A 19,110-nucleotide genomic window follows, 5' to 3' on the forward strand; every position below is an offset into this window, starting at 1 on the left:
GACAATAACCTTGATTAACGACCTAAGTTTGAAAAATAATTCAATGAAGGTAGACAATAGCCCTGATTGACGACCCAAGCACGAAAAATAATTCAATGACAGTTATCAATAACCCCTTGGCTACCCAAATTACATTATTTATTACTTACGAGAATTTAATCCACAAAAAATGGGACCTCTTTAAAAGATGTCCCGTTTTTATTTTTTAAAATTGGTTAATTGTTTTAAAACAAAGATACGATCATTCTTTTATTCAAACCAGTCACCATTTAGGCGTGTAACTAAGTTAATAGTCAATTGTCATCCCTACTGTTTTCTTTTTACCTAAAAAATTTACCAATAACACACCCGAAACTGTAACAATTCCTCCAACAATTGAGAGAGTACTTGGAAGCTCTTGAAGCCATACCCAAGCCACTATAATCGCGAATACAGGTTCAATGTAAAGAAGAGTTGAAACCGAGCTTGCATTTCCCATAGATAGAGCAATGGCCCAAGTTACATAAGCTATACCTGCTGGGAAAATTCCTACATAAATCGCTGACAAATTGGCTTCTAACGTCGCATGTTGAATTCCCTCAATCAGACCTGGTGAGAAAAATAAAAATGGCAGCGTTCCAGCCCAGGTAACATAAGCGGTTAATTCAATCGGTTTGTAGCGAGTAAAAAGTGGTTTTTGTAAAACAAAGAAAACAGAAGTTGCTAACGCAGCAACTAATACAAAGATAATTCCTGGTGAAAAAGTCAATGTGTCATTTGAACCGATGGTAATAATAGCAATACCTGCAAAACCAATAAAAAGTCCAATCCAACCCATTCGTTCAAGCCGCTCTTTTAGGACAAATATCGCTATAATGGTCGTAAAAATGGGCGAAGATGCTATAAGCATAGCAGCTGTTCCGGCAGAAATAGTTTGCGAACCAAAGGTTACCCCAATATGATAGGTACTAATACCAATCCATCCCAAAAGTAAAAGCCGTATCCAGTCTTGCTTGGCTGGTAAGCGAAATTTCACTCCGGGAATGAGTGCATATAGGACAAATGAGAAAGAGGCAATTAAATAGCGAAATAAAACCAAATGGCAAGAAGAATAACCACCTTGCAAACTGGCACGGATGGCAGCGAATGCAGATCCCCAGATAATTACCGTTATCATTGCCATAAGAAAAGCTTTTTTATTCATAAAAATCCCCTTTATCATAGAAACTCTTTCTATTTATGCGCTTTTTATTATACCATTTTTCAGTAAATTAAAATTATTTATAAAAGTAACAATATGGAATGAAAAATGGCTTTTTGCAGAAGATAATATAGCAACAGGAAAACAAAAGGGAGGTACTAAAATGCCCAAAGTAGAAGTTTCTTGTGCGATTTCGAACTGTACTTTTTATGGAGATGGAAATGTTTGTACTGCTGATAAGATTATGGTTGAACTAGATAGGCATGCACGATATGATACCGAAATGTCTGCTGAGTTAGGTGAAAAGAATCATCAAGATATAGCTGGTCATTCAGCGGAGACTTGTTGTAAAACGTTTAAACCAAAGCATAACTGATTTGAAAGCATTCATCGTAATTGGTGAATGCTTTTCAGATTAATGAAATTAACAATAAATGTTAATCCATTTAATTAATTTCGACGACCTTTTACAAACTCCCAAAAAGGTAAAACTGCATTGCTCCTAATAAATGCAACAATACGACCCTTCTCCGACTATCCGGAGGATTGCAAATTTTTTGGGTATGCCCACTGGGTATATCCTTTTTTATTTCTTATGTTGTTTTTCTAGATATACGAACATAGAACAACAAATTGTGGAAAAAATGTATATGATAAGCTCGATTATATAAATGAGGTGACAGCATGAATCCCTACATAGAGGTTAGAAGCGTCTCTAAGATTTTTGGTAATAATCCAAAAGCAGCCATTGATTTATTAAAACAAGGGAGGACCAAAAAAGAAATATTGAAAGCAACAGGACAGACGGTAGGGGTAAAGAATGTTTCCTTTGAAATTTATCCTGGTGAGATTTTTGTTATTATGGGTTTATCTGGAAGTGGAAAATCCACCTTAATACGCATGTTTAATCGGCTGATTGATCCGACAATCGGTGAGATCTTGATTGAAAATGAAGATATCGTAAAGATGAACGACGCAAGGCTGAGGGAAGTAAGACAGAAAAAAATCAGCATGGTGTTTCAGAACTTTGCGTTGTTTCCTCATAAAACTATCTTAGAAAATACGGAGTATGGACTAGAAATTCAGAAGGTTCCCCCAGAACAACGAAAGGAAAAAGGACTACGAGCACTGGAAGTTGTCGGGTTAAAAGGGTATGAAAATCAGCTGCCTAAACAATTGAGCGGCGGCATGCAGCAAAGGGTGGGGTTAGCAAGGGCTCTAGCAAGTGACACCGCTGTGATATTGATGGACGAAGCCTTCAGTGCGCTTGATCCCTTAATCCGGAAAGATATGCAGGATGAATTACTGGAGATCCAAGAAAAATACAAAAAAACAATTATTTTTATCACCCATGATTTAGATGAGGCATTGAGAATTGGAGACCGGATTGCCTTAATGAAGGATGGCAGTGTCATACAGCTGGGAACACCTGAACAAATTTTAATGAATCCGGCTAATGAATTTGTCGAGAAGTTTGTGGAGGATGTAAACTTATCCAAAATTTTAACTGCCTCCCATGTCATGAAGCGGGCAGAAAAAATAGGGGTCGACCGCGGTCCGCGGGTGGCATTGGAAATCATGCGGAAACAGGGGTATTCCAGTATATTTGTCGTGGATCGTAATCGGAAATTATTGGGAGCAATTACTGCAGAACAAGCGCGTCAGGCAATTGAGCATAATCAAACGATTGCGGAAGTGATGACAACGGATATTCCAACGGTTTCTGGTGATACATTTTTGACTGATCTGATGGATGTAATGGCAACAGCGAGTCTGCCCATTTCTGTCATTGACGAAAACAACCGTCTAGTAGGAATTGTTATTCGCGGAGCCGTCATTGGAGCTTTAGCAGGAAATAAAGATTCCTTGAACGATTTGGAGGGTGAATAAGATGAACATTCCGAAAATCCCTTTAGGAGACTGGGTAGACGCTCTCGTCAAGTGGGTCACCGTTGCATTTGCAGGATTATTTACCGTGTTAACAACCGCTATCGAGGGTCTTTTGAATATCTTAGTCGATGTCTTGAGTGCGGGGCCTCCCATTCTTTTAATAATCGTCTTAACCTTGCTGGTAACCTACACAAGCAGATGGCCTTTAGGAGTTTTTACGCTTCTGAGCTTGCTTTTAATTGATAATCTCGGTTATTGGGATTCCGGTATTCAAACGATCGCGATTGTTTTATTATCAGGTTTAATTACGATCATTATTGGAATTCCTGTTGGAATTTGGTGTGCTCAAAGGAAAACGGTACATAGAATTGTGACACCGATACTCGATTTTATGCAGACGATGCCGGCATTCGTTTATTTAATACCCTCTATTTTATTTTTTGGCATTGGTGTAGTACCTGGAATTATCGCTTCCTTTATTTTTGCGATTGCACCAACGATTCGCATGACAAATTTGGGAATCCAAGAAGTTCCGAAAGACTTAATCGAGGCAGCGGATGCCTTTGGTTCGAATAACAGCCAAAAATTATTTAAGGTTCAATTACCAATCGCCACACCAACGATTATGGCTGGTGTGAATCAAAGTATTATGCTTGCCCTCTCTATGGTGGTAACCGCTTCTTTAGTAGGAGCACCAGGACTAGGCGCGGATGTTTACCGGGCAGTCAGTCAAATTGACGTAGGACGAGGATTTGAAGCAGGATTATCAATCGTCTTTATTGCTGTCATTCTTGACCGTATTACCCAAAACTTACGCAAGCCAGCTTATGAGCATATCATCAAGAAAAAAATCGTGTTTTCAATCGTTGCCGCGCTGGTTATTCTCACTGCTATTGTGACAGGCATTACCAACCAAACAGCTGAGGATAAGAAAGGGAACGGCATTGGGGCTGAAACAGATTATCAAATTATCGGAATTGAGCCTGGAGCCGGCATCATGACTCAGGCTGGTAACGCACTAAAAGAATATCAACTGAAGGATTGGCAGGTAGTGGAAGGATCTTCAGCCGCGATGGCCGCTGAATTGGATAAGTCTTATGGTCAGAAGAAACCGATTATTGTCACCGGCTGGGCACCGCATTGGATGTTTTCTACTTATGATTTGAAATTTCTAAAAGACCCGAACAAATCATTTGGCGCAGTAGAAGATATTCATACCATCGTAAGAAAAGGTCTTGAACAAGATGTGCCGGGTGCTTACACTATCCTTGATCAATTTTCGTGGGAGCCAGCTGATATGGAAAAAGTGATGGTGGACATCAAGAAAGGGATGGAACCCACTCAAGCAGCCGAAAAATGGATAAAGGCTAACGGAAGTCAAGTGAGAAAATGGACCAATGGGGCTAAAAAAGGGAATGGGGAAACCGTCAATCTTGTCTATGTCGCATGGGACACTGAAATTGCTAGTACCAACGTGATCGGGAAGGTGCTAGAAGACAATGGCTTTAAGGTCCAATTAAGTCAAGTTGAGGTGGGACCAATGTTTGCTGGAGTGGCTAATGGAAGCGCCGACGCTATGGTTGCTGGTTGGCTGCCAAGTACTCATAAGAAATATTACGAGCAATATAAAAACGATTTTCTAGATTTGGGAGCGAACCTCCATGGAACAAGGAATGGATTGGTGGTTCCAAAGTATATGGACATCAATTCTATCGAAGATTTGAAGTAAAAAACGAGGACTCAGGGAGATCATCCCTTGTAACGACACTAAAAAAGGAATTTTGACCATCAGTCAAATTCCTTTTTTAGTGCGAAATAGTTGATTGGCTGAAATTCTATGGATTTTGGCTCATTTTTAGGCTGGTTTTGCTCAATATTGGACAGCATTGGCCGGTTTACACCTATCATTGGCTCATTTTTAAACAACATTGGCATTTTTACCAGCATTAACCAAAAGGAACCATCATTTTATTTGATAAGTGTCTTAAAATCTCCAGCCTTTTCCCACTGAATCGGCAAGCCAACGTAATTTTCAGCGATCGTACTTAATCCAGCTTCAGACGAAGTATAATAATCTAGTTCTGCCAGCTGAACACCCTGTTCAAAGGAATCAAATTTAGGATTGGTGTGAAGAAGTCGTGTCATGAAATAAGAGAAACGTTCTGCCTTCCAAACACGACGAAGACAAATTTTCGAATAACGATCCAGTATATCCGTACTGCCATTCTGATAAAATTCGGTAATTCCGCGGGACATTACTTTTACATCCGTAGCGGCAAGGTTTAATCCTTTGGCACCAGCTGGCGGAACCGTATGAGCAGCATCCCCGGCAATAAAGAGACGGCCATATTGCATCGTCTCACAAACGAAACTTCGCATTTGGAAAATTCCTTTTGAATTAATCGGTCCATCTGGCACCTGCCAGCCATCATTTGTTTTGGTTCGTGCCGTTAATTCGGTCCAAATCCGATCATCTGACCAATTGGCAATATCATCGAACGGATCTACTTGTAGATAGTGTCGTTGGAGAATAGGTGTACGCGTGCTCAGTAAAGCAAATCCTTGATCATGATAGGCATAAATTAATTCATCTGCTGCGGGTGCGGAATCGGATAGGATTCCTAACCAGCCATATTGATAAAAATGAACATGTTCTTTTCTTATTGTTTCAGGAATCGCAAGACGGCTTGGTCCATGATAGCCGTCACAGCCTGCGATAAAATCACAAACAAGTTCTTCGTCCAACCCATTTTTACGGTACCTTATTTTCGGTTGGTTTGTATAGATATCATGTAGAGTGACCTCTTCCACGTCAAAGATAATGTCTTTGCCATTTTCATAACGGGCATTGACCAGGTCGATAATCACTTCATGCTGTGGATAAACAACGACGTTCTTGCCGCCAGAATATTTTTTTAAATCAATATGGCGTCTTTGCCCATTAAATTGAAAGTAGTTGCCATTATGAAAATGACCTTCACGATCCATTCGGTCGCCGACACCGATTTCTCTTAAAAGATCAATCGTTGTTTGTTCTAAAATACCGGCCTTAACGGTTCCCTCGATATTGTTTCTGGATTTACGCTCCAGGATAACAGAATCAATACCTTGAAGATGTAGTAGTTGTGCAAGAATAAGACCAGCTGGCCCGGCCCCGATAATCCCAACTTGTGTTTTCAATTTTTCCAGCTCCTTTGATTGAAAGCGTTTTATAATTGGATAAGGATATAATATAATTAAAATATTCTGATTAGTAGTGTTAACTTCTTATATACGGAACAAATTAAATCTTTTGAGGTGATTGGTATCATTCCGACTAATAAAAAGACGTCCGTTTTACAATCGGTCCAGAATGGACTGCAAATACTACAACTCTTTACGTTGAAAAAACCAGTTTGGGGAGTGACAGAAATTGCCCACGCTCTTCAAATCAGTAAAAGTACCGTTAGTAGGTTAATTATCGATTTGTTAGAGGAGGAATTTTTACAAAAAGATGGTAAAAAATACAGCCTTGGATTTTCGTTACTTTCGATTAGCGGCGTCATCACATCTCATTTAGAAATCCACCGAGAATCGAAAGACATATTAAAAAAATTAGTATCTGATCTAGCGGAATCGGCTCATGTTGCTATTTTAGAAGGAATAGAAATTACCTACGTCCATAAAGTCGAATGCTCGAATCCAGTACCTCTTTTATCATCGATTGGAAAAAAGAATCCGGTATCTTGTACAAGTGCTGGTAAAGTTTTATTGGCATTTGGGAGAAAGAATATAGTTAACAGCATCATCAGGGAAGGTCTTCCACGAATGGGACCAAACAGCCAGACAGAACCTGAGCAACTAATCTATCAATTACGTCAAATTAAAGAACAGGGATTTTCCATTTGTATCGATGAAATGCACGAAAATGTTGTAAGTATTGCGGCACCAGTTAGGGACTACACGGGTGAAGTGGTAGCGGCCGTCAGTGTTGTCGGAACAAGGGACCGTATTCAAAATCATGAAATTAATAGGTTTACTGGAAGGGTCATGAAGGCAGCAAATGAAGTATCGCTGAGATTAGGAAATATTCCTGAAAAGGAGTGGTCAGAACATTGAGGTATCCTTCTGTGAATAGTTATCATTACTCGTCTTTGAGAAATGCTCTTCGTCTTCTCCATCTATTTTCCTTGGAAGAACCTGAATTACATTTAGAGGATATTGCAAGCCGTTTGGAAATAGGGCAAAGTACGGCGTTTCGCTTAGTTCATACTTTGATGGTAGAAGGCTTTATTGTCAGGGATTCATCCACTAAATCCTACCGTCTAGCAGCATCCTTATTAGCTTTGGGACAGACGCTCATTAATAAGGAAAATATATATCATTTGTCACTCGGTCATATAGAGAAACTAGCGGAGAGGACGGGTGAAACAGCCCATATTGGTATTATTAAAGAATTTCAGCTGATGTATCTCCTGAAAATCGATAGTACAAATCCCGTCCATTTATTGTCGCATGCTGGGAGGAGAAGTCCGCTTCATTGTACGAGCACTGGACAAGTTTTGTTAGCGTATCAAGAAGTATCCACTATTGATCAGGTATTGGAGAGGGGACTAATATCCTATACATCCAAAACAATCACAGATGCAATGGTGTTAAAAAAGTTATTACATACAATCCGATCCAAAGGATATGCGGTGAGTAAAGAAGAACTTCATGAAGGGGTTGTGTCAATCGCAGTTCCTGTTAGGAATAGCAAAAGCAAACCAATAGCCTCTGTGAGTATCGCAGGACCAATTACTAGAATAAATGAGCGAACTATTCCCCAATTAATAAAACAAGTACAGCAAGCGGCCGATGAGGTGGCAAAAAGCTTACAAAATTAATTTGCTCATAGAATGGTTAAACAATCGATTGACTTGCGGCTATTATAGGATTACAATTTAGTTGAAATCGGTTTCATTCTTCCTTCTTGAATGCAATGAAATCATTAGCGATGGAGGAAAGTTATGAAAAAGGAAAATATAACTATATATGACATTGCCAAAGAAGCTAATGTATCTCCAGCTACTGTTTCGAGAGTCTTAACCGGAAATGCAAAAGTGCGGCCTCAAACAATGCGGAAAATAGTAGATGTAATTGAAAAATATAATTTTAGACCTAATAGTCTAGCAAGAAGCTTATTACATAAGCAATCGAAAACGATTGGTTTTATCCTGCCAGACATCAATCATCCATTTTTTTCAACACTGGTTCAAAAATGTGAAGCACATGCATTGGAATTAGGGTATACAACTTTTTTGTGCAATACGATGAACAACTCAGCAAATGAATCAAAATACTTACAAAGTTTAGTAGAAAAACAAGTGGATGGGATTATCTATTTGGGCGGAAGAATTAATGATTCGGACACCGATCAAGAATACGCGGAAGAAATGAAGAAAGTGATGGAAAGAATTCCGGTTGTTTTTGTGAACGGTCAAATGGCTGGGGTGGATGCCCATATGGTTAGAACAGATGAAGAGTCAGGGATTGAAAAGCTTGTTGAACTATTAGTAAATTTAAAACATAAAAAGATAGGTTTTCTAGGTGGATTGGAAGGAATTAGTTCAACGGACGTGAAAAAGAATACGTTTGTTAAAGCCATGAAATCTAAAGGGTTAGTCGTCAACAAAGATTGGATTTTTGGTACTGGGTTTAATATTGAATCAGGTGAAGAAGTGGCTGCACAATTGCTTTATTTGAGAGATAGACCTACAGCGGTTATCTGTGCCAATGATTTAGTAGCAATTGGGGTCATAAAGGTTCTTACTAAATTTGGGCTAAAAGTTCCAGATGATGTTTCCATTGTTGGCTTCGATGATATTTATTTGGCGGAGCATTTTCCTCCGGGAATTACGACAGTCAGCCAGAATTATGATCAGTTGGGTCAGACGGCTATCAATGTTCTAGTAGATTTAATTAATGAGAACGAAGCAGAGAAAGAAACGGTCGTTCCGACATCACTCGTATTGAGGGATTCTTGTAAATTATTTTCAGAATTATAAAATAAATCATTGCACACATCCATAATTTAGGGTACGATAAAAATGAAATGGGTTTCGTAAGGTGTGGAATATTAATTGATAGTATTTAAATTTACTATAAAAGATGATTAATATTCCTTTTTTATTTAAATTTTTTGAAATGGGTTTCATGAATTGGAAGTTGTGTGGGGAATTACGAATTTAAATGGATGGAAGAGAGGTATTTTTATGCTTAAACAGCTGAATAAATATAAGTATAGTCCACCTGAAAATGGATATCCCGAGTGGAATAACAACCCCGAGATTTTTCAATTAAATCGATTGGATGCTCATGCAACATTAATGCCATATAGAACAGTTGAGGAAGCATTAAAAGGGGACCGAACTTCGTCTGAATTTTATCGTTCGTTAAATGGAAGCTGGAAATTCGCATTTAATGAGAATCCTGAAAATAGAAATCAAGCATTTTTTAAATTGGATTATGATGCTAGTGAGTGGGATGAAATCAAGGTGCCGGCACACTGGCAGCTACAAGGTTATGATTATCCTCAATATACAAATCTTCGATATCCTTGGGAAGGAAATGAAGATATAAAGCCACCTTTTGCTCCAACAAAATATAATCCTGTTGGGCAGTACATCCGGAATTTTACGATTCCAGAGGATTGGAAGGACCAGCCGGTTTATATCAGCTTTCAAGGAGTGGAGTCAGCCTTTTATGTATGGGTAAATGGAGAACTTGTTGGATACAGTGAGGATACCTTTACACCTGCAGAGTTTGATTTAACACCTTACTTAATTGACGGCGAAAATAAGTTAGCAGTAGAGGTTTATCGTTGGTGTGATGCCAGCTGGTTAGAGGACCAGGATTTTTGGAGGATGAGTGGGATCTTCCGTGATGTCTATCTGTATTCAACTCCAGAAGTTCATATCAATGATTTCTTTGTGACCACGGAGTTGGATTGTGACTATAAGGATGCCGAATTAAAGATCGAAGCAAAAATCAAAAATGTGTTTGAGCAGGTAGTGAATGGTTATAAGGTCGAAGCAATGCTATATGACCAAGAAAACAATCCTGTTTTTGAGGACTCTTTTCAAATAAACGTGGACATGAATAATCAATCCTTGCTTTCGATTAACGCTTCAACTAATGTAAAGAATCCTTTTAAATGGAGTGCGGAAAGTCCGTACCTTTATACACTTGTTTTGATTTTAAAAGATGAAAGCGGAATTATTCGAGAAGCGGAAAGCTGTAAGGTGGGATTCCGGACATTTGAGATAAAAGACGGTCTTATGAAGATCAACGGCAGACGAATTGTTTTTAAAGGTGTAAACCGCCACGAGTTCGCATCCGATAAAGGGCGGGCCATTGGTTATGAAGATATGGTAAATGATATAAAACTTATGAAGCAGTATAATATTAATGCTGTCCGTACATCCCATTATCCAAATAATCCGTTGTGGTATGAATTATGTGATCAATATGGATTGTATGTCATTGATGAAACAAACCTTGAAACTCACGGGACCTGGAAGTATGGCCAACAAGAGGAAGGCGATACGGTGCCAGGAAGTAAGCCAGAATGGCGGGAAAACGTCCTTGACCGATGTAATTCCATGTTTCAACGAGATAAAAACCATCCTTCAATTATTATTTGGTCGCTTGGTAATGAATCCTTCGGAGGGGATAATTTTATTAAAATGCATGATTTTTTTAAGAAAAATGATCCTGCAAGAATTGTACATTATGAAGGAATTTTCCATTACCGTAAATCAGAAGCAGCTTCAGATATTGAAAGCACGATGTATGTGAGTCCTGAAGGTGTTCAGAAATATGCTGAATATGCGAAGAACGCTGAAAATCCGAAACCGTACATTCTATGTGAGTATAGCCATGCAATGGGAAATTCTTGTGGAAACCTTTACAAATATACTGATTTGTTTGAAAAATATCCTATTATTCAGGGTGGATTTATTTGGGACTGGAAGGATCAAGCTTTATTAACAAAGACCAAGGATGGTGTACCATACTTAGCCTATGGTGGTGACTTTGGAGAAACACCTCATGATAGTAATTTTTCAGGGAATGGTTTGATTTTTGCCGACGGTACGATTTCACCAAAGATTATCGAGGTTAAAAAGTGCTATCAGAATGTTCGTTTTACAGCCACTAATCTGGAAGAGGGTCTTGTTGATGTGGTAAATAACTATCTGTTTACTGACCTTCGAGAGTACGAACTAGTTTGGCAGCTAGCAGAAAATGGCGTGTTTATTCAAAAAGGGACTGCAGAAATAGAGGTTGAACCATGCTCCTCTCAAACGATTCAACTAGCTTACACTCTTCCAGATGTCTGTAAACCGTCAGATGAATACATTTTAACGGTTAGCCTGCATTTAAAAAATAGCACCCTTTGGGCTCAGAAAGGCCATGAAGTTGCTTTTGAACAATTTGTGATTCCTACAGTGAAAACAGCAGCAAGTATATCTATCAACCTACCTAAAACAGAAGTACGACAAGAAAAAGATTATGTTACGATAAATGGTGCTAGCTTTACTGCTGTTTTTAATAAAAACAATGGGGCTTTAGAGTCGTATATATTCAATTGTATCCCTCTACTTGAGAATGAATTAAGTCTGAATTTTTGGCGTGCAATGACCGATAATGACCGTGGGAGTAAATTGAATGAACGCAGCTCTGTTTGGAGAGATGCGGGGATGAATAACGTTCTGACATCGTTTTTAGTGGATGTGAAAAGTCATTCTACTACGGTAGTAACAACTGAATACAGTTTGCCAACAACATTATCTATATGCAAGATTGTTTACACCATTACGGGTGATGGAGAAATAACAGTAGACTATCAATTACAACCAGGGAACGATCTTCCTGAGTTGCCTGAGGTTGGAATGATGACAACATTAGATGGCAAGTTCGACACCATCACTTGGTATGGAAAAGGCCCATATGAAAATTATTGGGATAAAGAAAAAGGCGCAAAAATTGGATTATATACGGGGAAAGTTAAAGATCAATATGTACCATACTTAAAACCTCAGGAATGCGGCAATAAAACAGGCGTAAGATGGGCTTTACTATCCAATCAACAGGGGGCAGGGCTAAAAATAACTGGAAGCCCTACAGTTGAGGTGAATGCCTTACCATTTACTCCTTTTGAGCTTGAAGAACATGATCACGGATATAAGTTACCACCAAGCGTAAAGACGGTGGTACGGATTAATTATAAACAAATGGGCGTAGGCGGAGATGATAGCTGGGGGCAAAAAACACATCCTGAATTCACGCTATTTGCCAATCGATGCTACTCTTATACATTCAAACTTAAGGGAATTAATGTAAAGGATTTATAGCCCGTGTCTTGTGATTTTGAACAATCAGGACGTTCCAATCACTAGGTACGACCTACCGTGTCAGAGTTAGTGTGTTCCCTTGGGTCTATTTATCCTTACCAAGGGAACATCGTCTAAGCGGTCATTAATATCATCCTGAAACCCATTTCTATTTGATGTAATTTCAAGCGGATTACCTAAAAAAGTCTGTGTAACTTAATTATGATTACAATAATATAAATTTTAGGAATAGTCCAAATTGTCAAAATAACAGTATTTACATTTAACAGGAGCAGGAATATAATAAAGAAAAGGTAACCGCTTACAATTGAAAATTCTACTGACCTCTATGTTATTCCTCATAAGAAATTGCTTTTATCTCGATTTAATGAAACCCATTTCAACATCTACTGAGATCCATACATAATATGCAAAAACAGAATAACCGAATGTGAATTTTTTATAGGGGCACTTTTGAAACCCATTTCAAATCTCCTAGTTAAATGATGTTGGTATATATCATATATCCTATCTAAATCCTTTTGTTCCTTAAAAGGAGGTTTTTTTCAGGTACTAGATTAGTAATCTGCTAGCTCACCTTGTCGCTTGTTTTGTCTGCTAGTTTGCCGCTTATTTGGTCAAAATATGTTGTTTAGGGGGGATTTATTTGAAAACTGTTACAGTGGAATCAACGTCACCTATGGTTGAAAAACAAACAAAAACAAAAGAGTCTGCATTTAAAAGAATATGGAAGAACCGAACACTACTTCTTATGTGTTTGCCTGCGATTATTTTCTTTGCTATCTTTGCTTACCTGCCCATGCCGGGACTTTATCTTGCATTTGTAAACTATGATTATTCACTTGGAATTTTTAAAAGCGCCTTCGTTGGATTTGATAATTTTAAATTTTTGGTCATGACTGGTGACTTATGGAAATTAACCTTTAATACAATTGCTTATAATATAGCTTTCATCGTACTAGGTAATTTCCTGCAAATAGGTGTAGCCATCATGCTGAACGAACTGACAAATAAATGGTTCAAAAAAGTATCACAGACAATTATGTTCCTGCCACACTTTATTTCCGCTGTTCTAGTTGGACTTTTAGCCTATAACATTCTAAGTTACGATTATGGTTTATTAAATTCATTTTTAAAAATGCTTGGCATGAATCCGGTACAGACTTATTCTAATCCTCATATTTGGCCCTATATTATTGTCATTACCTTCTTATGGCAATCCACTGGATATGGATCGATCGTTTATTTTGCTGCCATTATGGGTCTGGATAAATCGATTTTAGAAGCAGCGGAAATCGATGGTGCAAATGCTTTCCAACGTATTCGATATATCATTATTCCTTGGCTTAAGCCGACGTTCATCATTTTGCTATTGTTCTCTTTAGGTGGAGTATTAAAAGGAAATTTCGGTTTGTTTTATAACTTGGTTGGGGCAAATAATACCATGCTCTATCCTACCACAGATATTATTGAAACCTATGTTTTCCGAACATTGATGACTAATTTTAACTTCTCATTAGGAAGTGCGGTAAGTTTATATCAATCTTTCTTTGGCCTTGTTATTGTCCTTGTGGCTAACTGGATTATTAAAAAGGTTTCACCGGATAACTCATTATTTTAAAGGAGGGAGATTTATGGAAAATACAGCCAGACGAAATATAGATGTGTCTACTATCATGGTTCGTATTATTGGATATGGTTTTATCAGTGTTTTTGCTCTATCATGTCTTTTGCCCTTTATCTTAATCATATCGTCTTCTCTCTCAACAGAAAAATCCATTATGGACCATGGATTTTCTTTATGGCCAAAAGAGTTTTCTACTTTCGCCTATGAGATCGTTTTCCAGAATCCAAGACTTGTAATTGGATCGTATATGGTAACGCTAGGGATTACGATTGTTGGAACTGCGGTAGGATTGTTTATTGTTGCAATGACGGGATATGCCTTACAGCGCCAAGATTTCTTGTATCGTAATAAAATTTCATTTTATATCTACTTTACAACCCTATTTTCAGGTGGGCTAGTCCGGTTTTATCTATTAATTACACAGGTGCTTCATTTAAAAGATAATTACCTTGCTGTACTGTTGCCAGGATTGCTGAGTCCTTTTCTCATTATTATGATGAAATCCTTTACAAAGTCGATTCCACATGAGATTACGGAATCTGCGAAGATTGATGGTGCCGGTGATTTCACCATTTTTTTAAGAATTATCCTGCCGATGTCTACGCCAGCCTTGGCGACAATCGGACTATTCATTGCCCTTGGGTATTGGAATGAATGGTATAATTCCATGCTTTTCCTTTCACCTAATATGGAATATAGGCCGCTGCAGCTGTTTCTTTATAACGTAATTACGAGTGCTGACTTTATCAGGAATTCAGCCGCATCCTCCAATGTGCCTCCGCAAGACGTACCATTGGAATCTATGAAAATGGCAACAGCCGTTGTAGCTACTGGTCCGGTTATTCTATTTTATCCGTTTGTCCAAAAGTACTTTATTACAGGTATTACAGTTGGTGCAGTAAAAGGGTAATGGAATATGACTTGAGGATCTTTCCTCGTTTCATAGAGAGTAATCATTTTAAATTTTTAAGGGGGAAATAGAATGTCTAAGATGAAAAAAATCTTGGCACTGGTCTTGATTATGGTGTTGACCTTCAGCCTTGCAGCCTGTAGCGGCTCAAGCAAAACCAGTTCAGGAAACGCTGGAACAAAGGTAGACAAAAATGGAAAAATTGATACTTCTAAGCCTGTAAACGTTACCATGATGGTGTTGGGGGATAAACCAACCAATGGCCAAGTAGAAAAAGTATTGGAAAAAGTGAATGCTAAATTAAAAGAAAAAGTAAACGCTACGATTCAATTAAAATGGATTGAATGGGCTGATTATACGACAAAATATAATCTAACTCTAGCTTCCGGGGAACCTGTTGATTTAGTCATCACAGCAACTGACTGGTTAGATGCCTGGGGTAATGCACAAAAAGGTGCATTCATGGATATTTCGAAACTTCTGCCAACATATGCACCTAAGACATGGGCAGAGGTTCCTAAAGCTGATTGGGAGGAATCAAAGTATAAAGGTAAAATTGTCATGATTCCTGAGGACCAATATACTCAATGGGTGAACCACGGATTCTTCTACCGCACAGATTGGGCAAAAGAATTTGGAATCAATGAACATATTAGCGATTTTGAAACAATGGGAAAATACTTCCAAGGTGTGAAAGATAAAAAACCAGGTGTCATTCCTTGGGATGCACAAGGAACAAACGTTACTACAGCATGGGGATATGTAACTTCTTATTCAGATGCTATTGAACTGCCAATTACAACAGGAGTATTCCCCATTTACTGGGCCAAATCCTATGATGAGAAATATAATGTTATGAGTCCTATCTTCACAGATACTTTTGTCGACTATGCAAAAATGATGAAACAGTGGGGAGATGCTGGCTATTGGCGTAAGGACGTTTTGAACTATAAAGGTGATACTAGAGCCGAATTCCAAGCAGGAAAAACTGGTGCTGACCAGCATCATACCCAAACATTCTCTGGTCTACGCCCACAAATGGATGTGAAACAGCCAGGTTCAGCTATTGATATGTTTGCTTGGTCTGATACACGGAACAACTTAATTTCAACATCTATTACACATGGTGCGATGGCGGTTGGAGCTCATAGTAAAAATCCTGAACGTGCCCTCATGGTATACGATTTAATTCGAAACGATCAGGAACTTTATCGATTATGGAGCTATGGTATTGAAGGTGTACAATACGAAATTAAAGACGGAAAACGTGTACAACCACAAGGTTATGATGACACAAAGGATTCATTCTCTACTAACTTCTGGGGCGGCCGTATGGACAAGTACGAAATCCCAAGTGCTGACTCATATGATGGAATTTCTGAGATTTATGCGAAGTACGATAAAATTAAGAAGCCTTACCCATATGGCCGATTTGTGTTTGATAGTACACCAGTACAGGCTGAAATTTCTGCTTTATCACAAGTGACTGCCCAAATGGTACCAGCCATTGCATTTGGTAAAGCAGGCGATCCAGAAAAGGCTGTAAAAGATTTCCGCAAGAGATTAAAAGACGCCGGTTATGATAAGGTGTTAAAAGAAATCCAGAAACAAATGGATGCATTTAAAAAACAGGTAGAAGGTAATTAATGAGAGATTGTATGTAAAGGAAAAGGGCTATCATTCATGTTTGATAGTCCTTTATCTATCAGTCTGCCATTTTTTAATAATTATTATTTAGGTTAGGGGTGTAAGCTTGTTATGGTAAATGTAATATCTCAGGAGTGGAATTTGTCTGTTAAAAGTAGAATGTTTAATTTTGATTGGAAATTCTTAAAGGGTGATCATCCTGATGCATGGGAAATTCAATTTGATGATTCTGATTGGCGTACATTAGACTTGCCGCATGATTGGAGTATTGAAGGTCCGTTTAAGAAGGAATATGCGAGTTCAACAGGGTATCTGCCAGGAGGAATGGGCTGGTATCGAAAGAAATTTATTGTACCTGACAGCCTAAAGGGAAAGAGAATCGTTATTCAATTCGATGGAATTTATAAAAATAGTGAAGTATGGATAAATGGACAATTTCTCGGTAAAAGGCCTTATGGTTACAGCTCATTCCATTATGATTTAACCCCTTATGTTTACTTCGGAACAAAAGAAAATGTGATTGCGGTGAAAGTAGACCACACAGATTTTGCTGATTCTCGCTGGTATCCAGGTTCTGGTATTTACCGGAATATATTTATCATTTTGACTGATCAGCTGTATATTAAGCCGTATGGTATTTTTGTCACCACTCCGAATATCTCATCATCAGAAGCAGAAATACAAATTCAAACAAGTGTGAAAAATGAAGATCAAAACGAGGCTAAATTCCAAATTGAGCATCAAATTAAAGATGCTGCAGGCAAAGAAATCATCGCTTGTTCATCGATGGAAACGATCGGTTCAAATGGTGAACAAGAATTTTCTCATTCTATTTTACTGGAACAGCCCATTCTCTGGTCAACGGAAAATCCGTATTTATACCGTGTGGAAACAAAAGTGATAAAAGATGGAGAAGTGATTGATGTTGAAACAACTCCACTTGGTGTGCGATATTTTCATTTCGATGTGAACTCAGGTTTTTATCTTAATGGACAAAATTTGAAAATGAAGGGCGTTTGTCTTCATCATGACGCAGGCTGTCTGGGAGCGGCTGTTCCTGAAAAGGTCTGGCATCGGCGTTTGCAGCTATTAAAAGACGCTGGTGTAAATGCGATTAGAATGAGCCATAATCCGCCTGCACCGGAGGTTTTAGATATGTGTGATTCCTACGGGTTTTTAGTACAAGATGAAGCATTTGATGAATGGGAATATCCTAAAAACAAGTGGGTAGAAGGCTGGAATAAAGGCGAGCCATCCCTTGACGGTTATGCTTCCGACTTTACGGGATGGGCAGAGATTGATTTGAGGGATATGATTTTAAGAGACCGAAACCATCCGTCGATTGTTTTCTGGAGTATTGGGAATGAAATTGATTATCCAAATGATCCTTATTCACATCCAGTCCTCGAAGAACGTTATAACGCGGACAAACCGGAAGCAAAGGGAATGGGGGAGATTGCGAAAAGGCTGGCAAAGGTTGTAAAACAATATGATCCGACGCGGCCTGTTACAGCGGCTCTTGCAAGTGTGATAATGTCAAATGAAACGGAATTTCCAGAAACACTTGACGTGGTTGGATATAACTATCAAGAGTTTCTATATTCTGAAGACCATGAAAAATACCCTAATCGTGTGATTTATGGAAGTGAAAACGGAAGGCATCACAAGGCATGGCTGGCTGTAGAACAGAATGACTTTATATCAGGACAATTTATCTGGACAGGGATTGACTATTTAGGAGAAGCCCATGGCTGGCCGCTTCGTCACGCTACACCAGGATTGCTCGATCTTGCTGGTTTCAAAAAGCCTTTATACTTTTTTAAACAAAGTGAATGGTCCGAAAAGGATATGGTCCATATAGGATTGACTTCAATTAAGGAAGACAATCCAGGTCAAATTTATTGGGATCATGAAGTTGTCTGCCAGTGGAAAGGGATTGAGGGAGAAACAGTGCGGGTGGCTTGTTGTTCCAATTGTCCTGAAGTGGAGTTATTAGTAAATGGTGTCTCCGTTGGCTTAAAAAAACGTGAGGACTTCCAAGATGGAACGATCTATTGGGACATTCCATACGAAAAGGGTACGTTAAAAGCGGTAGGTAAAAGAAATGGAGACATTTGTTGTTCACACGAATTAAAGACAGCTGGTAAGGCAACAAAGTTACAGGTACATGTGGACACACTTGTTCTTAAAGCTGACAAACAGGATGTGGCACATGTAGAAGTTAATATCCTCGATCAAGACGAAATCCTTGTTTATGATGCAGAAAATCAAATAGATTGCAAGATTGAAGGACCTGGTCAGATTATCGGAATGGAATGCAGTAACCCTGCCAGCCATCAGGACTATAAAACAAATTATAGAAATGCCTATCATGGGAAATTATTAATTTATGTGAAGTCGACTGATCAGGCGGGGACGATTACATTAAAAACTTCTTCTGTTGGTTTGGAAAATTCAACTGCGGTTATAAAAGTTGAATAAA

At 38.5% G+C, this 19,110-nt stretch carries 13 protein-coding genes; 11 read left to right on the forward strand and 2 right to left on the reverse strand.

The window, feature by feature from the left end:
- Positions 1–286 precede the first annotated feature (286 nt).
- Complete coding sequence (locus tag J7E81_RS09475; RefSeq protein ID WP_215041913.1) at positions 287–1,183, reverse strand: DMT family transporter; 897 nt, start codon at positions 1,181–1,183, stop codon at positions 287–289.
- A 160-nt stretch (positions 1,184–1,343) separates the two neighbouring features.
- Between J7E81_RS09475 and J7E81_RS09480 the strand changes: the two genes are divergently transcribed.
- From J7E81_RS09480 to J7E81_RS09490, 3 genes are all read left to right on the forward strand, one after another.
- Positions 1,344–1,556, forward strand: a complete 213-nt coding sequence (locus tag J7E81_RS09480) for a DUF1540 domain-containing protein (protein WP_215041914.1) — start codon at positions 1,344–1,346, stop codon at positions 1,554–1,556.
- A gap of 308 nt (positions 1,557–1,864) precedes the next feature.
- The gene (locus J7E81_RS09485) at positions 1,865–3,070 is read left to right on the forward strand and encodes a quaternary amine ABC transporter ATP-binding protein (protein WP_215041915.1); all 1,206 of its coding nucleotides are present in this window, start codon (positions 1,865–1,867) and stop codon (positions 3,068–3,070) included.
- 1 nt (position 3,071) lies between these two features.
- A complete protein-coding gene (locus J7E81_RS09490) occupies positions 3,072–4,799 on the forward strand; it encodes a glycine betaine ABC transporter substrate-binding protein (protein ID WP_215041916.1) in 1,728 nt (575 codons plus the stop codon).
- 239 nt (positions 4,800–5,038) lie between these two features.
- On the opposite strand, the gene J7E81_RS09495 is transcribed toward J7E81_RS09490, so the two are convergent.
- Positions 5,039–6,250, reverse strand: coding sequence for a 4-hydroxybenzoate 3-monooxygenase (locus J7E81_RS09495; protein ID WP_215041917.1), 1,212 nt, complete (start codon positions 6,248–6,250; stop codon positions 5,039–5,041).
- A gap of 117 nt (positions 6,251–6,367) precedes the next feature.
- Between J7E81_RS09495 and J7E81_RS09500 the strand changes: the two genes are divergently transcribed.
- From J7E81_RS09500 to J7E81_RS09535, 8 genes are all read left to right on the forward strand, one after another.
- On the forward strand, positions 6,368–7,168 hold the full coding sequence (locus tag J7E81_RS09500) for an IclR family transcriptional regulator (protein ID WP_308162189.1): 801 nt from the start codon (positions 6,368–6,370) through the stop codon (positions 7,166–7,168).
- Positions 7,165–7,935: an IclR family transcriptional regulator gene (locus tag J7E81_RS09505; protein ID WP_215041918.1), complete on the forward strand. Its 771-nt coding sequence runs from the start codon at positions 7,165–7,167 to the stop codon at positions 7,933–7,935. The genes J7E81_RS09500 and J7E81_RS09505 overlap by 4 nt, the downstream gene beginning before the upstream one ends.
- A gap of 123 nt (positions 7,936–8,058) precedes the next feature.
- Positions 8,059–9,096 carry a LacI family DNA-binding transcriptional regulator gene (locus J7E81_RS09510; RefSeq protein WP_215041919.1) on the forward strand — a complete coding sequence of 346 codons (1,038 nt, stop codon included), beginning with the start codon at positions 8,059–8,061 and terminating at the stop codon, positions 9,094–9,096.
- Between the two features lie 207 nt (positions 9,097–9,303).
- Positions 9,304–12,444: a beta-galactosidase, LacZ type gene (gene lacZ / locus J7E81_RS09515; protein ID WP_215041920.1), complete on the forward strand. Its 3,141-nt coding sequence runs from the start codon at positions 9,304–9,306 to the stop codon at positions 12,442–12,444.
- A gap of 679 nt (positions 12,445–13,123) precedes the next feature.
- Positions 13,124–14,065: an ABC transporter permease gene (locus J7E81_RS09520; RefSeq protein ID WP_215042274.1), complete on the forward strand. Its 942-nt coding sequence runs from the start codon at positions 13,124–13,126 to the stop codon at positions 14,063–14,065.
- A 13-nt stretch (positions 14,066–14,078) separates the two neighbouring features.
- A complete protein-coding gene (locus J7E81_RS09525; RefSeq protein WP_215041921.1) occupies positions 14,079–14,981 on the forward strand; it encodes a carbohydrate ABC transporter permease in 903 nt (300 codons plus the stop codon).
- Between the two features lie 72 nt (positions 14,982–15,053).
- Positions 15,054–16,628 (forward strand): ABC transporter substrate-binding protein, encoded by a 1,575-nt coding sequence (locus J7E81_RS09530; RefSeq protein ID WP_215041922.1) that lies wholly within the window; start codon positions 15,054–15,056, stop codon positions 16,626–16,628.
- Positions 16,629–16,739: 111 nt separating this feature from the next.
- A complete protein-coding gene (locus tag J7E81_RS09535; RefSeq protein WP_251028563.1) occupies positions 16,740–19,109 on the forward strand; it encodes a glycoside hydrolase family 2 TIM barrel-domain containing protein in 2,370 nt (789 codons plus the stop codon).
- Position 19,110 lies beyond the last annotated feature (1 nt).

Origin of the sequence: Bacillus sp. ISL-18, from assembly GCF_018613415.1 — a bacterium.
GTDB lineage: Bacteria > Bacillota > Bacilli > Bacillales > Cytobacillaceae > Neobacillus.

Bases quoted from the DNA above. Each gene is read 5' to 3' on its own strand.
- J7E81_RS09475 (WP_215041913.1), bottom strand. From the start codon at position 1,183: ATGAATAAAAAAGCTTTTCTTATGGCAATGATAACGGTAATTATCTGG.
- J7E81_RS09480 (WP_215041914.1), top strand. From the start codon at position 1,344: ATGCCCAAAGTAGAAGTTTCTTGTGCGATTTCGAACTGTACTTTTTAT.
- J7E81_RS09485 (WP_215041915.1), top strand. From the start codon at position 1,865: ATGAATCCCTACATAGAGGTTAGAAGCGTCTCTAAGATTTTTGGTAAT.
- J7E81_RS09490 (WP_215041916.1), top strand. From the start codon at position 3,072: ATGAACATTCCGAAAATCCCTTTAGGAGACTGGGTAGACGCTCTCGTC.
- J7E81_RS09510 (WP_215041919.1), top strand. From the start codon at position 8,059: ATGAAAAAGGAAAATATAACTATATATGACATTGCCAAAGAAGCTAAT.
- lacZ (WP_215041920.1), top strand. From the start codon at position 9,304: ATGCTTAAACAGCTGAATAAATATAAGTATAGTCCACCTGAAAATGGA.
- J7E81_RS09520 (WP_215042274.1), top strand. From the start codon at position 13,124: ATGGTTGAAAAACAAACAAAAACAAAAGAGTCTGCATTTAAAAGAATA.
- J7E81_RS09525 (WP_215041921.1), top strand. From the start codon at position 14,079: ATGGAAAATACAGCCAGACGAAATATAGATGTGTCTACTATCATGGTT.
- J7E81_RS09530 (WP_215041922.1), top strand. From the start codon at position 15,054: ATGTCTAAGATGAAAAAAATCTTGGCACTGGTCTTGATTATGGTGTTG.
- J7E81_RS09535 (WP_251028563.1), top strand. From the start codon at position 16,740: ATGGTAAATGTAATATCTCAGGAGTGGAATTTGTCTGTTAAAAGTAGA.